The 15,714-nt window shown below is 39.6% G+C and carries 13 protein-coding genes; 1 reads left to right on the top strand and 12 read right to left on the bottom strand.

Annotated features, from left to right (window positions below):
- Positions 1–162 precede the first annotated feature (162 nt).
- Positions 163–1,233, top strand: coding sequence for a tyrosine recombinase XerS (gene xerS / locus J5M87_RS04920; protein ID WP_154607899.1), 1,071 nt, complete (start codon positions 163–165; stop codon positions 1,231–1,233).
- A 40-nt stretch (positions 1,234–1,273) separates the two neighbouring features.
- Here the strand turns inward: xerS and J5M87_RS04925 are convergent, their stop codons facing one another.
- From J5M87_RS04925 to licT, 12 genes are all read right to left on the bottom strand, one after another.
- A complete protein-coding gene (locus tag J5M87_RS04925) occupies positions 1,274–2,785 on the bottom strand; it encodes a phosphohexomutase domain-containing protein (RefSeq protein ID WP_154607900.1) in 1,512 nt (503 codons plus the stop codon).
- Positions 2,786–2,975: 190 nt separating this feature from the next.
- Positions 2,976–3,692, bottom strand: a complete 717-nt coding sequence (locus J5M87_RS04930) for a carbon-nitrogen hydrolase family protein (RefSeq protein ID WP_154607901.1) — start codon at positions 3,690–3,692, stop codon at positions 2,976–2,978.
- A gap of 9 nt (positions 3,693–3,701) precedes the next feature.
- The gene (locus J5M87_RS04935) at positions 3,702–4,640 is read right to left on the bottom strand and encodes a sensor histidine kinase (RefSeq protein ID WP_154607902.1); all 939 of its coding nucleotides are present in this window, start codon (positions 4,638–4,640) and stop codon (positions 3,702–3,704) included.
- Positions 4,637–5,302: a response regulator transcription factor gene (locus tag J5M87_RS04940; RefSeq protein ID WP_154607903.1), complete on the bottom strand. Its 666-nt coding sequence runs from the start codon at positions 5,300–5,302 to the stop codon at positions 4,637–4,639. The genes J5M87_RS04935 and J5M87_RS04940 overlap by 4 nt, the downstream gene beginning before the upstream one ends.
- Before the next feature lie 97 nt (positions 5,303–5,399).
- Positions 5,400–7,367: an ABC transporter permease gene (locus J5M87_RS04945; RefSeq protein ID WP_154607904.1), complete on the bottom strand. Its 1,968-nt coding sequence runs from the start codon at positions 7,365–7,367 to the stop codon at positions 5,400–5,402.
- A 3-nt stretch (positions 7,368–7,370) separates the two neighbouring features.
- Positions 7,371–8,123 carry an ABC transporter ATP-binding protein gene (locus J5M87_RS04950; RefSeq protein WP_154607905.1) on the bottom strand — a complete coding sequence of 251 codons (753 nt, stop codon included), beginning with the start codon at positions 8,121–8,123 and terminating at the stop codon, positions 7,371–7,373.
- A 350-nt stretch (positions 8,124–8,473) separates the two neighbouring features.
- On the bottom strand, positions 8,474–9,640 hold the full coding sequence (locus J5M87_RS04955; RefSeq protein ID WP_154607906.1) for an ATP-grasp domain-containing protein: 1,167 nt from the start codon (positions 9,638–9,640) through the stop codon (positions 8,474–8,476).
- Between the two features lie 14 nt (positions 9,641–9,654).
- Positions 9,655–10,401 (bottom strand): esterase family protein, encoded by a 747-nt coding sequence (locus tag J5M87_RS04960; RefSeq protein WP_154607907.1) that lies wholly within the window; start codon positions 10,399–10,401, stop codon positions 9,655–9,657.
- A gap of 12 nt (positions 10,402–10,413) precedes the next feature.
- Entirely contained in the window at positions 10,414–11,238 is an 825-nt protein-coding gene (locus J5M87_RS04965) for an alpha/beta hydrolase (protein ID WP_154607908.1), read from the bottom strand.
- A gap of 253 nt (positions 11,239–11,491) precedes the next feature.
- Positions 11,492–12,901: a glycoside hydrolase family 1 protein gene (locus J5M87_RS04970; protein ID WP_154607909.1), complete on the bottom strand. Its 1,410-nt coding sequence runs from the start codon at positions 12,899–12,901 to the stop codon at positions 11,492–11,494.
- A 10-nt stretch (positions 12,902–12,911) separates the two neighbouring features.
- On the bottom strand, positions 12,912–14,756 hold the full coding sequence (locus tag J5M87_RS04975; protein ID WP_154607910.1) for a beta-glucoside-specific PTS transporter subunit IIABC: 1,845 nt from the start codon (positions 14,754–14,756) through the stop codon (positions 12,912–12,914).
- A gap of 16 nt (positions 14,757–14,772) precedes the next feature.
- Positions 14,773–15,612: a BglG family transcription antiterminator LicT gene (gene licT / locus J5M87_RS04980; RefSeq protein ID WP_119876635.1), complete on the bottom strand. Its 840-nt coding sequence runs from the start codon at positions 15,610–15,612 to the stop codon at positions 14,773–14,775.
- Between the last annotated feature and the right edge of the window lie 102 nt (positions 15,613–15,714).

Here is a 15,714-nt window from a genome sequence, read left to right on the forward strand (position 1 = left end):
AAATAAGGTAGATAATTTCTTGAAAAAATTTTTTTGGTTATAATTATTTCCAGTTAACTTATCGAGAATTCTACATATATCTTTCCGAAAAACTATAATTTTCTTGAAATATATCTATTATTGTGCTATACTCTTGATAAGAAGAAAATTTGGAGAATCTTTATGCGCCGCGAATTACTACTAGAAAAAATCGAACAATTAAAGGAAATAATGCCGTGGTATGTCTTGGACTACTACCAATCAAAGTTAGCTGTCCCCTACAGTTTTACGACCTTGTATGAATATTTGAAAGAATACCGACGATTTTTTGAATGGTTGATCGATACGGATTTGGTATCGGCAACGACTATAGCTGAAATCCCATTAGATACCTTGGAACAGCTCACTAAGAAAGACATGGAATCCTTTATTCTCTATCTACGGGAAAGACCCTTGCTGAATGCCAATACGACACAAAATGGGGTATCACAAACGACAATTAATCGTACCTTGTCTGCTCTATCAAGCCTCTACAAATACCTGACTGAGGAAGTTGAAAATGATCAGGGAGAGCCTTATTTTTACCGCAATGTTATGAAGAAGGTTTCAACCAAAAAGAAAAAGGAAACGCTTGCTGCTAGAGCTGAAAATATCAAGCAAAAACTCTTTTTGGGAGACGAAACCATGGAGTTTTTAGAGTATGTTGAGACCCAATATCCCGTCAAACTATCAAAGCGTGCTCTCTCCTCCTTCCAGAAAAACAAAGAACGAGATTTAGCCATTCTAGCCCTACTGCTGGCTTCTGGAGTACGCCTTTCTGAAGCGGTCAATCTTAATCTGGCTGATGTCAATGTAAAGATGATGATGATTGATGTTACACGAAAAGGTGGGAAACGAGACTCAGTTCATGTAGCGGGATTTGCAAAGCCTTACTTGGAAGCCTATCTTGCCATTCGTCAGCAACGTTACAAGGCTGAAAAGACGGATCTTGCCTTCTTCTTATCGGAATACCGTGGCTTGCCAAATCGTATGGATGCGTCCAGTATTGAAAAAATGGTCGCAAAATATTCTGCAGATTTTAAAATCCGAGTCACACCGCATAAACTCCGCCATACGCTAGCTACTCGTCTCTATGATGCGACAAAATCTCAAGTGCTTGTCAGCCATCAATTGGGTCATGCGAATACGCAGGTTACAGACCTCTATACCCACATTGTCAACGATGAACAGAAAAATGCTTTGGATCAATTATAAAATAATTTACATAACTTTTGTTATGTAAATTATTTTATCTTTATTCTCCGATTATTTCTTTCATTTTTGCTTGATTCACCTGAGGATAGGCTGCTAAAAATGCAGATAGACGTCTGAGAATTGGAACAATGTAACCTGCTTGATCATTCTCCACTTGGAGAACCAATAAAGGTTCATGAAGACTCATTCTCAGTAAGAACCAGCCATCTCCGTATGGCGAGGTGACATCAAAGCGCACACCTTCTTCGTTTTCTGGATTAAAGTTAAAGCCGTCAATCATTTGTGCTTGTAAGTCCGCAATTACTTGCTCACCTAGCGCACGATAGTCGGGTGCTTCTAGTTTAAAGCGGACTTCTTGCGTTTCGACTGGCTGTTTCAACTGGGCAATTAAATCATCTAAGCTCCGTCCTTCTGCTTGTAAACGTGGCAAGAGCATGAGAATTTTGGCTGCGACGTAGGTTCCATCATCAAGGAAATAATTTTCTTTAAAGGCAGCATGGCCAGATGTTTCAATAGCCAGTTGACAATCAATCCCTTCTTGATTGGTGTGAACCGCTTTATTGATGACATTACGATAGCCTGAGATATAACGAATCTGTTTACCGCCTAGTTCTTCAATGAAGCGTTTTAAATGCTCAGAAGTTGGGGAATTGGTTACAATGCTTGTTCCAGGGTGTTCTTGTAAAATGATTTGGCTGAGAACGGCAATGAGATTATTCCGATTTAAAATCTCTCCTGATTTAGTGACCAAGGCAGCACGGTCTACATCCGTATCAAAGATAATGCCTAAGTCAGCTTGATGTTTAAGGACTGCTGCTTGAATACTCGCCATAGCTTCCTTGTTGTCTGGATTTGGAATATGGTTTGGGAAGGTCCCGTCTGGATCAAGAAATTGAGAACCATTTGTATCTGCTCCTAAAGCTTGTAAGACCTTGTCAGCAAAGAAACCTCCGGCTCCATTTCCTGCATCGACAATGATGTGCAATCCTTTTAATGGTTCTTCTTCACCTTGATTTGCCAAGCGGATTTTTCCAACCAAATCAGCTGCGTACGGTGTCAACAAATCCTCTGAACGAACTGTTCCATTTTCCTGAGCGGGTAATACTTCGTCATTTTCTAGGATAAAAGTAATATCCTCATGTTCTGCACCGCCTTTTTGGCTGAAGATTTTAATCCCATTAAAGTAATACGGTAAGTGACTTGCTGTTACCATGATACCGGCATGACATGAAAATTCCTCATACTGCGTGCTCATAAAAAGGGCTGGTGTGGTTGCTAGACCAAAATCAATCACTTGTACCCCAATACGAATAGCTTCTTTTGTAAAAGCTTCGACTAAACTAGGGCCGCTAAGTCGGCTATCACGACCAATTCCAATCGTTAATTGACCTTCTTGATAGACCTTATGAAGGGTCTCGTCTTGACACAGCCAACGAACTAAGCCATGTACGATTTTGATTACGGCCTCAGGTGTGAGGTTAACAGCTAATTCGTCTGTTGCAATCGCGATTCCACGAATATCAGACCCATTTTGCAAAGCATGATGTGACATAACTTCCTCCTTTATGTATTCCTAGTATATCATCTTTTAAACCGTTTTCAAGTCCTTATTTAGAATCTATACAGAGATTTTTGGCTTAATAGTACGATTGAACTCTGCAAATTTCTTATATCAGGTAGTATGGCACAGAAAGATAAGGAAATAAATGTTTTACATAACTTATATTATGTAAATAAAAATGCTATTCTATCTTCACAATTCCGTAGTTTCCTATTGGTAGGATAGGAGTAATCTGCCCGTTTTCAAAGAGATAGACTCCACCATAAGCCTCTTGTTTGTCTATTGAATAGGAATTAACAAGGTAGATAGGCTTAGAGAGCTTTTTTGTCTGCTCCGCATATTCATGCTGTGCAGTCTGCCATTCTTCAGGTGAATAATCGATGTAAACAGGCCAAAGGCAGATGTCATATTCTAAGGCAGTCAGACGATTCAACAAATTTTCGTGCCATAAATCACCACAGATAGCTGTGACAAAGCGTGTACCTTGATAGTCGAAGACTTCAAAACGCTGTCCTTCTTGATACTGCTTGCCTACACCTTTCTCTTTCCAGCCTTGTGAAATTCGTCGATAGGTAGACAGGATATCTCCAGTTGCCCCAATACATAATTGGCTACTGTAGAGTTTTTCTTCATTTTTCTCAAAAAAGCCAATCGAAATGGCCATCTGATAGGTTTGAGCAATTGTTTTTAGCCTGTTTATTTCAGGGGAGTTTTGTTCAACTGCCCGTTTTTTATCCCTATCATAAGACCATGTAAGGCCATCAAATCCTTGGAGATAGGCTTCTCCGAAAACGATAATATCGCATTCTGCTGCTTCTTTACAATATTGTTCAATTCGTTCCAGTTGCAGTTCAAGTGCATGACTGGTCATGAGACCAGAAACAAGGGCTAGCTTCATCTGCTTCTCCTACTTCTTCCAAACACGAACCTGAGTTCCTTGATCAATTTGACTGCTAATATCAATCGATAAAGCTAACTGGGTGAGCACCCGTTTGGTCAAATAAAGACCAAATCCACTGGCTTTCTGATGTTCACGCCCATTGTAACCGGTAAATCCTTCGTCAAATAAGCGGGGAAGATCCTCTGGTAAAATTCCAATCCCCTGATCGATAATCGTGACGCCATTTTCCAGATGAATGATAATGGATTTTTTATTTTGACTGTACTTAATAGCGTTATCAATCACTTGGGACAGGGCAAAGGATAGCCACTTCCGATCGCTTTTTACCTGCCATTCCCCTTTTATGTCAAGACTCAACTCCTTTTGCAAAAACTGACTGCGGTACTTTTTAACCAAGTCGACAATCAGTTCTCGAACCTCAATCATCTCAAAGCGAAAATCACTGGTCTGATTGGACAACTTCATGTAATTGAGAAGATTTGTCATATAATTGTCAAGTCGCAATAATTGGTGATTGACCTCAGTTTGAGAAAGCTGATTTGTTTGGCTCATCAAAGAGAGGGCAGCCAAGGGGACTTTCATCTGGTGAGACCACATTTTGACCACGGACTGCCACTCATTTTCACGAGATTTGTAGGCAAGGATGAGGGCGTTACTTGCTTCTTTCTCGCGTTCTAACAAGGCCAAATAAGCCAAATCAGATGGCAAATTGAGCTCTGTTCCTTTTATTTCTCCCGTAAAGTTTTCAATGATTTCTTGTTTTCGTTTAAAATGAAAAAATAACCAAACGGTCCAGATAGCAAGGAGGATACTGGTAAAAAAGAGACTTTGTAAGAGGAAATCAAAAGGAAGTTGATAAAGAAGAAACAGGACTACTATACTGATCCCGATGATGAAATACACGAGGTACCAACCAGTATATTCTTTTAAAAATTTTATCATCATTGAACAATATACCCCACTCCACGAATGGTATGAATGCGATCAAATCTCAGTTCGCTGACTTTTTTACGTAAACGTGTCATATTGACATTCAAGGTGTTTTGATCAATAAATTCCTCGTTTTCCCACAGTTGTTCCAGTAGCTTTTCCTTGCTTACAACCTGGCCTTGTTGTTGCATAAGGGTAGTGAGAATTTTAGTCTCCGTCGGTGAGAGTTGGATGTGCTTATCTTGGTAGCTGAAACGCCCATCCATATTTAATTGGTAGCCCTCTAATATAAGATGATTAATCTGTGTGAACTGTTGGATGCGGCGCAAAAAGGCAGCAATTTTAGCATCCAAAAGAGGAAGGGAGAAGGGTTTGGCGATAAAATCATCTCCTCCCATATTCATCGCCATGACAGCGTTCATTTCATCATCGCTACTGGAAATAAAAATAATCGGCATGGTCATGGTCTTGCGAATTTCTGTCGTCCAATAAAAGCCATTAAAGTACGGAAGACTGATGTCCATAAGAACCACATCGGGTTGCCATTCTGCTATTTCTTGGCTCACTGCACGAAAATTATGGACACTTTTCACGTGATAGTTTTGGCTCAGATGACTCATCAATAGCTGTACAATCGTTTCATCATCTTCTACGATATAAATTTTGTCTTTGTTCATAGTCTTATTGTATCAAAAAAGTGACCGACAAAGCCACTTTTTCTGTAATCTATTCTATACAGAATACGCCTAATATCCAGTTGTTAATGAACAAGGCCTATCTTTCAATAATGCGGTAATAAGCCCTACTTGTCCATTTGTAAATGATATAATACAGCAGGCAGATAAGGAGAATGGTTATGCCACTTACAGTATAAATCATCCTGTGTGAGGTTACGCCAAACATGAGCAACATCTGCTTCAACATGGTAAGAGAGGCGATGAAGTGGAGAATGGCCATACCTAGTGGCATAAAGAAGACAAGTAAAACCTGAGAGTTAATGGTCTTTTTAACAGCAGTTTGGCTCATTCCAACCTCTTGAAGAATCTTGTAAGATTTCTTATCTTCATGCCCTTCAGAATACTGTTTATAGTAGATAATCAAGGCAGCCCCCAATAAGAAGCTGATTCCAAGCAAGAAGCCTGTAAAGAGGAAACCACCTACAAAACCTAGTATTTCATTTTGGAAGTCTTCTTTTTGGACAACAAACCCCAGACTCTGACTACCGTCTTCTGTCATGAAATTTCCAGCAGTTGAGCCAACCAAGGCTTGAAATTCCTCACGGCTTAGATTGGTCTGGACTTGATAATTCACCAACTGTTCTCCTTCAGCCTTACTTTCTTTAAAGACTTGGACAAATTCTTGGAGTACCTGATCATTGCTGACGATAAGTAGAGCAGGATTATAGGTGTTTAGCAAGTCAGAAACCTGAATATTTTGTACACCTTCTACGACGTCAAAGGTCTTTTTTCCAAGAACAACTGATTCCAGATGACTGGTCTGATTTGGGCAGTAAAATCCAACTTGCTGCTCTTTTAACTCAGGAATTGTATTGCCCAATTTTCGAACATCTTCTTGGGTCATAATATACAAAGTGGTAAATCCAGTAATAGAAGGATGATTCAGAGTCTCTTTATTTAAAGGAAGGGTCTTACTACCGTCATAGGAAATCGTTTCAGCAAAACTCAGATAACGGATACTATCGTTTGCTTTTTCCGGATAGGTATCAAGCACCGCTTTCTGAAAAACTGCTTCTCCTTCTTGCCTGCTTTGAACGTGGTAGGTAATGCTACTTTCTTTCGGAAAGAGCACATCCATAGTATTTGTCATATTAGTATAGAGCGACGTAGTTGTTGCAATCGTCACAAAGGCCATAATAGCAAGAATAGTAATATTGGCAAGCCCTGTTGCGTGCTGTTTCATACGGAAAATCATCTGGGATGTTGCGATGAAATGTTCCGGTGTATAGAAATACTTCTTCTGCTTGCGACGACGTTTCAAATACCAAGCAATAAAACTAATATAAAAGAGATAGGTTCCTGCAATGACAAATAAAACCGCAATAAAGAAGCTGTATAAAACGACAATCGGCGTAACTTGACTAGATGAAAGAGATAGATAATACCCTACACCAAGACAAATGAGGGCCAAAATGGCAAGAAGACTATTCCCTCTTGGCTCTTTCTCACCTTCTTCTTTACTTTTAAATAAAATGAGAGGAGATGAGAACTGTACTTTATAAATAGTTAAGAGTTCCAAAAGGAAAAATATCCCTGAGAAAATAAGGCTATTGAGGAAAAGAGCTAGGAAAGAGATTTCAAAATGCAGATTGGTTCCATGGAGTAGATTGACAAAAATCAAGTACATTAGGTTGGCAAATGCTACACTCAAGATACTTCCTAGAACAATGACCAGAATAAGAATCATCAGCAATTCAAGCGTTGCAATCAGGGCCAGCTTTTTCTTATTCATGCCAAGCATATTGTATAAACCAAATTCCCTACCACGCTGCTTCATTAGGAAATTAAAGCTATAGATTTCCATGATAAGAGAAAAAATCGTAAGAACTCCACTACCTAAACCAAGCGCTAGCGCTCCTGTTCCCATTGTTTTTGCAATAGGACTTAGCATCAAGAGGATAATCGAACAATTCAGGACGAAAAGGACTAAAGTCGCTAGAATAAAGGGCGCAAAAGTTTGAAAGGATTTCTGAATATTTCCATAAGCTAATTTGAGATAGAACATACCTTACTCACCTCCTAGAAGTGCAGACATGCTGAGTGAGATTTCCTTGGCGAAATCGCCACTTGATTTATTAGCCTTATAAAGCTGATGAAAAATCCGGCCGTCCTTGATAAAGAGGACTCGTCTAGCATGACTAGCTGCATTGGCTGAATGGGTTACCATTAGAATGGTTTGACCTGCGGTATTGATTTCTTCAAAGAGAGTTAATAGATCTTCTGAATTACGATAGTCAAGTGCTGCTGTTGGCTCATCAGCAAGAATCAATTGCGGTTGGGTAATCAAACTGCGGGCAATGGCTATTCGCTGCTTTTGTCCACCTGAAAGTTCAAAGGGACGCTTGTTGAGCAAGTCTTCGATCCGTAAGCTTGGAGCAAGTTGCGCTAGTCGTGCTTCCATTTCGTGATAGGATTTTCTTGCCAATACCAGTGGCAGAAAAATATTATCACGTATTGACAGGGTATCCAATAAATTAAAATCTTGGAAGACAAATCCGAGGTTGCGCAGGCGGAAATCCGCTAGTTGGCTTTCCTTGATTTTGGTAATGTCTTGATTTTTGAGAATAACATTGCCATTGCTTGGTTTATCAAGGGTAGCCAGGATATTGAGTAGGGTTGTCTTGCCAGAGCCACTTTCTCCCATGATTGCAATAAATTCTCCTTCTTCGACCTTAAAATCGACATCTTGAAGGGCGCGTGTTTCTTCTTTTGAAAAACGGGTACGATAGATTTTTTCTAAATGATTGATTTCTAAAAACATAAAAACTCCTTTTCCTTTTGCAGTATGTATTTGTAGGAGAAAGATGACCTTGCTTGACATGAGGACTTTGAAGGTATGCGACTGCTATTCATAGTGCTTGCTTGGGCTCCTTCAACTAGTACTTCTCCTACTTCCTTTTATGCTTTTATTATACTCTTGTTTCATAGAGCCTTACCTTACAGACTTGTCACTCTACCTTACAATTTTGTAATATTCGTCAAAAATGAACATCTGATGTCGTTGTCTAATCAGATGTTGATTGTTATAGAGTATAAGATTTTGCAATCGCTCATTTTCTTTCTTAGAGTATACCATAAAAAAACTCGCCTGCTAAGCGCAGGACGAGCTTTTTAGGAGCGAGTTTGACTGATATAAGCAATCATATCATCAAGTTCTTTTCGACTGTCCGTTGTGAGAAGGTAGATTGTATCTCCCTGGAGAGCAGCAAAGGCGCGTGGCATGCGTTTTTCCATTTTTAGTTGATTGGCATAGTGCTCACGCAATTCCTCTTCACTATGTTGATACTGGGTTTGGTCACGACGTGTAATAGCAAGACAGTACTGAGGAGCAAAGCGACGTTCAGCTACTTCTTCTCCTGCCACAATACTAGCGTAATCACGGTACAAATCAATCGAATGAGCAAAGTTATAAACGTCTACTGTAAAACCGCCTGCAGGACGATTATTGTACTCAATCGCAATATAGTCATCGCCTTCACGGAAAAATTCAATATGGAAGAAGCGCTCTTTCATGCCAAAGGTTTTGACAATCGAACGACCATAGGCTTGGAGTTTTGGATCGATTGTTTTCAAAATGTAGTAAGCATTGTCTTTTTGACCTTCTAAAAGCTCAAGCGGAGTATAGTGGTAATCAAAGGTTGTTTCAAAGACAATATTTCCTTCAGCATCTATTAAGCCATCGTAGGTACAAATTTCACTTGAATGAACGAATTTTTCAAAGAAATAGACGGTTTCATGGTCCCATTGCTCTGCAAAATGATCAACATCTGCTAGGCTGGTCAATTTGTAAGTTGCTGCTGCACCGACCCCATTATCCGGTTTAGCAATCATCGGAAGACCAATTGTTTTCACTGCTCTAGCAATGTCTTTTTCAGTCTTTATGACCTGACCAGGAACGACTGGAACACCTGCTTGCTTGAAATATTTCTTCATTTTTGATTTGAACTTGGTCTTCCGCAGGTGTTTTGGCTTAGCACCAAAGACATGGAATTGCTCTCGCAAAACTGCATCATTTTCTAGCCAATATTCATTGTGGGATTCGATTCGGTCAATTGGTCCGTGCCTATAGAATAAAAAGGCAACTGCACGCTTGACTTCCTCAATATCTTCCAGATTTTCGACACGGAAATACTCTGTTAATGCCCCTTGTAAATCAGGACCCAACTGTTCATATGGCTCTTGACCAATTCCCAAGACATTGATTCCTTTTTTAGCCAATTCAAGCGTAAAGGGTTGAAAATTTTCAGGATAATAGGGCGAAATAACAATGAAATTCATATAAGATCACCTTTCTATAAATCTAGTGTACGTAGGAAATAAGGCATCTGCTTTCTCCACCATACCCAATCATGAGCCACATCGCTTCCCCATTCATCAAACCAGGCAGGGATATTTTTCTCGGCAAAGGCTGCTTTGAGAGTGTAAAAACTTGGCAGACCATCCTGTTCCCAATCCCCAAGACCAGAGCAGACAATGATGTCAGATTGGCGATAGCGATCAATAAACCAACCATCATTTTGGTTCCAAATGTAATCCGCAGGGGAATTTTGGTAAACGGCATCATCTTGGCCATAGTCTTGGTTCCCATTAAAGAAACGGGCATCATATACACCAGAAAGCGCAATGACCTTATTAAACACATCAGGATGTTGCAAGAAGAAGTTCAAGGCATGGTAAGCCCCCATCGAACAACCAGTTGTCATCATTGGCTCAAACCAGTCTGTCTGATGTTTGATAAAAGGAATAGCTTCTTCAATCACATACCGTTCGTAAGCACGATGCGCTTCTGCACGATCGTGTATTGGCTTCCAATCTGCCAACCAGCTCTCTTTATCAACGCTAGTTAGGGTAAAAAACTGTACTTTTCCAGCTTCAATGGATCCTTTACAAGCCTCAATCATGCCAAAATCGGCATATTCGGTATAGGAACCGCCTGATGAAGCAAAAACAACGACTGGAATACCAGCATGTCCATAGCGATTGAGATTCATCTCTCGACCTAAATTCCCTGACCAATGACTTAAAAATTCTACGTGCATCTATTTATCTCCTTACCATTTTTCACTTAAAAATCGCAGACAATCGGGTAGGTATTTTGCCCAAGCCTCTTCATTGTGAATAGCACCTGAAATAACCTCTAGCGTGAGATTGTCTAATTCCACTCCTCCCGCAATCAACTGGCGATAATAGGAAAGTGATGAGTGGATATAGGCTTGCTTGATGTTGCCTGCCATTAATGTTTTATCAGTATCATCTGCTTCTTCTGTCCCTACATAAATATAGACACGTTGCTCCTTGTCTAGCTCTTGGCGCTCAATATAGCGATCAAAAGCTTCTTGGTGGAGCCAGTTAGCAGATGAAAAGACCCCCAAGCAACCAATCTGGTCTTGATAGGCCAAGCCCATAAATTGGGTAATATTGCCACCTAATGAAGACCCAATCATGGCTGTATGGGCCTTGTCAGCCTTAGTACGGTAGGTACTATCGATAAAGGGTTTGACTACTTCCATGACAAATTCAGCATATTCTGTTCCCTTACCACCAAATTGAACACCGGGAATATTGAGTTCTTTATATTTCCAAGCAGAATATTCGTTCATGCGCTGGAAACCGTCGTTGTCAATAGCGACAACAATCATCTTGGCGATGTCAGGATTGCGTTTAATCGTCGGAATCACCTTCCAAGAATGCCCACTAAAGGCCTCCTTGCTATAAAGGACATTTTGCCCGTCATGGAAGTAGACGACAGGATAGGTTTGATCCGTATCGGTTTCATAATTTTTGGGGAGCAAAACACGGACACGCCGCTTCTCCTTTGAATAGGGAACCTCCAATTCGTGGGTTTTCATCTCAAGATAAAAGTAAGACTTATTCATCACATTCTCATTTCCATTTCAATTAAGACTAGTATAGCATACTTTTGATGAAATATTCAGAAAATTTAGTTATTATTTTTAAAAATAGTCAGAAAAAACGAACGAAATTCCTCAAAATCCCTTGTCATTCCTTAAAAAACTGTCTATCCTCATTGGTAAAGATGAGGGTTTGCTAGGGAACATAGACCAGCTCTATCTAGCTCAAGAGCAAAAAGAAGCCAAGCATCTACTGCTCAGCTTCGTTTCACTTGTCTTACAAGTTTTCACCATTGCTTGCAATCACATCGCGATACCAGAAGAATGATTTTTTCCGATATCGCTCCAAATCACCACTTCCATCATCATGTCGATTAACATAAATCAAACCATAGCGTTTGGACATTTCTGCAGTAGACATCGACACACAATCAATACAGCCCCAAGATGTGTAGCCCATAATCTCTACCCCATCCAAAATCGCTTCTTTTACTTGTGCTAAATGCTTGTGCATATAATCAATACGGTAATCATCAAGAACCGTCATTGTCCCGTCTGCACCAACAACTAGTTCGTCTTTGGCTCCCAGACCATTTTCAACAATGAATAAGGGAATTTGATAGCGGTCATAGTAACGATTGAGTACCAAGCGTAGACCAATTGGATCAATCTGCCAACCCCAATCAGAGGCTTCCAAAAATGGGTTGCTTAAACCACCTAAGATATTGCCACGTCCTGAAGCATATTTGCTCTTGTCAAAGGCTTCAGTAATACTCATGTAATAGCTGAAAGATAAGAAATCGACAGGATAGTTTTTCAACAGTTCAGCATCCCCTTCTTCAAATTGAATCTCAATTCCATGCTCCTTGAAGAATCGGTTAGCATATTTCGGGTATTCTCCACGAACATGAATATCAGAAAAGAGATAGTTCAAATTCTCAAACTGATGAGCAGCCAAGACATCTTTGGGGTCAGAAGTCATTGGATAAGCTGGCATAGCAAGTACCATACAACCGACTTTAAAATCTGGATTGATTTCATGAGCTAGTTTGGTCACTAAGCTAGAAGCAACCAATTCGTGGTGGATTGCCTGATATAAATCCTGTTTTGTCAATTGCTCTTTTGGAATATCAATACCACCGCTGGTAAATGGGAGTTCTAACACAGAATTCACTTCATTAAACGTAAGCCAATAACGAACCTTATGTTTATACCGTTCAAACACTGTGCGGGCATATTTTTCAAACAAGCCAATCATGTCTCGATTGATCCATCCGTGATACTGGCGTGCAAGATAGAGTGGTGTTTCATAATGTGACAGAGTCACCAATGGTTCAATGCCATATTTATGAAGTTCATCGAATAAATCATCATAAAATTGGAGACCAGCTTCATTTGGCGTTTCTTCATCTCCATTTGGAAAAATACGGCTCCACGAAATAGATGTCCGAAAGACCTTAAATCCCATTTCTGCCATTAGAGCGATGTCTTCCTTGTAGCGATGATAAAAATCGATACCGTCAAGTTTTAAATTATCTGGAGTAGGAGACTCTGTCCAAGCTCCAAGACCCCCATTTGGTAGTACATCTTGCACAGAAAGTCCTTTTCCGTCGACGTTATAAGCTCCTTCAACTTGGTTAGCAGCTAATGCGCCACCCCATAGAAAATTTTCTGGAAATACTCCCATTGTTTCCTCCTTATAAAATAGCTAGTATGTCTTCTCCTGCCTCAACAGTTGCTTTTTCATTCATTGGTAAAACATCTAAAAAGTTTTGAGTATTGGTTACGATAATTGGTGTTGTGACATCATATCCTTTGTCAATAAGCGAGGCAATATCGACTTCAAGAAGAACATCTCCTTTTTGCACTTTGTCCCCTTCTTTTACAAAACTTGTAAAGCCTTCACCGTTTAGATTAACAGTCTCTAATCCGACATGGATTAGTACTTCTACTCCGTCCTGGCTAATCAACCCAATGGCATGTTTAGAAGGAAAGACAGAGGCAATCACTCCATCAATAGGGGAAACGACTTTTCCATTTGAAGGGACAATAGCAATCCCCTCACCGAGTAATTTACCTGCAAAGGTTTCATCATTAACTTGTTCAAGTGGAAGAAGGGTTCCTTTTAAAGGCGAAGCAATCTTTTTTTTGTTTGACACACCTGTTGGAACATTTTCCAAAGCAGATGGCTGTACTTCCTCATCAATACCCAAAATGTAAGCAATAATGAAAGTGATAACAACACTTAAAGCTGTTGCAATCAAGGCATTTGTAAAGTTGGCTGGCTGATCAGCATTGATAAATTGTGGTAAGGCAATCAAAGATGGTACTGCAAACAAGAAAGATTTTATTCCGACAATTCCAGCAAACAATCCTGCAACACCACCACCAATCATCGCTGCATAAATTGGTTTCTTGTATTTCAAGGTAACCCCATAAAGAGCTGGTTCTGTAATTCCGGCTAAAAGAGCTGAAAAACCTGCTGCAAAAGCGACTTGTTTGGTATTTGGATTTTTACTTTTTAGGGCTACTGCCATAGAAGCTGCTCCTTGAGCCAGGTTAGCTCCAAGCATAGCTGGTAAAATGAGTACATCAGGTGTTGCTACAGAAGCTGCTAGGAAAATCGGAGCAAAGGCCCAATGCATTCCTGTCATAACGATAAATGGCATGATAGCCCCTAAAATTGCCAAGGTCAACCAACCTGCTGTTCCATACATTTGCTGAATGAGGGTAGATAGTCCTTCTCCTACAATCACTCCAATAGGACCAACTACAACTAAGGCAATAAAACCTGAAATAAGTAAGACAATCGTTGGTTGTAAGAAACTTTTGGTCACAGCTGGTACAACTTTATTAACCGCTGTTTCAATATATTTCATCAACCAAACCATAATGAGAATTGGAATAACAGATGATCCGTAATTAGCTGGTGTAACTGGAGCACCAAAGAGAGCCATAGGATTCGCATCTGCTACCATTTGTACAAAATTTGGATGAAGCAAAATTCCTGCTACAGACATCGCTAAAATTGGTGTAACATTGAGCTTTTTCGAAGCTGAAAATGCTAGGAAGATCGGCATGAAATAGTAGGGCGCATCACCAAAGATACTCAAAAAGGAAATTGTTTGTGAATCAGCAGACAACAATCCCAACATTGGGAGAATAATCACAAGAACCTTAAGCATTCCGCCACCCAGCATTGCTGGAATTAAAGGAGTCATGGATCCGGCAATATACTCAATAATGTTACCGAAAACAGATCCTTTCTTTTCGGTAGAAACAGGCTGTTCGCCACCAAAGTTCCCCAATTTTACAAAGGCTTGATAATAGTTAGCTACATCATTTCCCAAAATCACTTGGTACTGGCCGTTTTTACGCATCACACCCATGACATTAGGAATGTTTTTAACAACCGCATCCGAAACCAGTTCTTCATCTTTTAAAACAAGGCGTAGTCGAGTGACACAGTGAGTTGCACTCGCAACATTTGCTTCTCCTCCGACTGCTTTTAAAATAGCTTCAGCAGTATCTTTATATTTCATCATGTTCTCCTTTATTCTAGTACAGATTCTTAGTTAGTCTTCGAATATGTGCAGTTAAATAGAGCAATTCACTCGAACTCAGACGGTAATCATACTCTTTCTGAATATAGCGAGCAACTTCTTCTCCACAGTCATATTCTTTAGGATATTTCTTCCGCATTAAAGCAAGCAAATCATCATCGTCATCTTCTTGATAATATTCATGCGCTAATAAGCGGTGGGCAAAAAGTTTGATATGGGTAATAAAGCGATAGTATTCAATCGATTCTTGGTCAAATTCTGTGACATAAAAGTTTTTCACAATTTGCTCAATATTCATGATAATTTCGGTAATCTTGTACGATTCTTGAAAATTATTCTCCAGATTCGCATTCACAAAATGAAGAGCAATGAAAGCAGCTTCGTCTTCAGCCAACTCTATCTTGGCTTCTTTTTTGATAATCTCTAACGCCTGCTTTCCAACCTTATATTCTTCAGGATAATATTTGGCAATTTCCCATTTTAGAGGATTTGCAATAACAATCCCTTCCTTGTGTCGTTCAATGCTAGATTGAATATGGTCAGTTAAATTAATATAAATAATCTCGTCAAAATTATTCCCTAATTTGATTTTTCCAAGATTGATAATCTTCTCGCACACATAGACTAGCTCTAGCGGTACATTGATAAACAATTCTGTGAACCGAGTCATATTATCCCTATTTTTCAATAGAAAACTTTTTTCAATCGCATCTACTTCTACCGTATCGCCAACTTTTTTTGAAAAGGCAATTCCCTTACCAAATAACAGAATGTCAACATCTTTTTTATTCGTCGCAATAACTGCATTATGGTTTAAAATTCGTTTTATGATCATAAAGTGTTTCCCTAAAAACAAAAAGGAACTTATTTATCGTACGCAAAAAAGCATCGTATAAATAGGTTCCTGCTCGCAATAAAGCGATAACATCCATTTTTA

Origin of the sequence: Streptococcus sp. zg-86 (genome assembly GCF_017639855.1) — a bacterium.
Taxonomy (GTDB): domain Bacteria; phylum Bacillota; class Bacilli; order Lactobacillales; family Streptococcaceae; genus Streptococcus; species Streptococcus zhangguiae.

Coding starts and splice junctions, on each gene's coding strand:
- J5M87_RS04935 (WP_154607902.1), bottom strand. CDS start 4,640: ATGATGATAAAATTTTTAAAAGAATATACTGGTTGGTACCTCGTGTAT.
- J5M87_RS04950 (WP_154607905.1), bottom strand. CDS start 8,123: ATGTTTTTAGAAATCAATCATTTAGAAAAAATCTATCGTACCCGTTTT.
- J5M87_RS04925 (WP_154607900.1), bottom strand. CDS start 2,785: ATGTCACATCATGCTTTGCAAAATGGGTCTGATATTCGTGGAATCGCG.
- J5M87_RS04930 (WP_154607901.1), bottom strand. CDS start 3,692: ATGAAGCTAGCCCTTGTTTCTGGTCTCATGACCAGTCATGCACTTGAA.
- xerS (WP_154607899.1), top strand. CDS start 163: ATGCGCCGCGAATTACTACTAGAAAAAATCGAACAATTAAAGGAAATA.
- licT (WP_119876635.1), bottom strand. CDS start 15,612: ATGATCATAAAACGAATTTTAAACCATAATGCAGTTATTGCGACGAAT.
- J5M87_RS04945 (WP_154607904.1), bottom strand. CDS start 7,367: ATGTTCTATCTCAAATTAGCTTATGGAAATATTCAGAAATCCTTTCAA.
- J5M87_RS04955 (WP_154607906.1), bottom strand. CDS start 9,640: ATGAATTTCATTGTTATTTCGCCCTATTATCCTGAAAATTTTCAACCC.
- J5M87_RS04940 (WP_154607903.1), bottom strand. CDS start 5,302: ATGAACAAAGACAAAATTTATATCGTAGAAGATGATGAAACGATTGTA.
- J5M87_RS04970 (WP_154607909.1), bottom strand. CDS start 12,901: ATGGGAGTATTTCCAGAAAATTTTCTATGGGGTGGCGCATTAGCTGCT.
- J5M87_RS04965 (WP_154607908.1), bottom strand. CDS start 11,238: ATGAATAAGTCTTACTTTTATCTTGAGATGAAAACCCACGAATTGGAG.
- J5M87_RS04960 (WP_154607907.1), bottom strand. CDS start 10,401: ATGCACGTAGAATTTTTAAGTCATTGGTCAGGGAATTTAGGTCGAGAG.
- J5M87_RS04975 (WP_154607910.1), bottom strand. CDS start 14,756: ATGAAATATAAAGATACTGCTGAAGCTATTTTAAAAGCAGTCGGAGGA.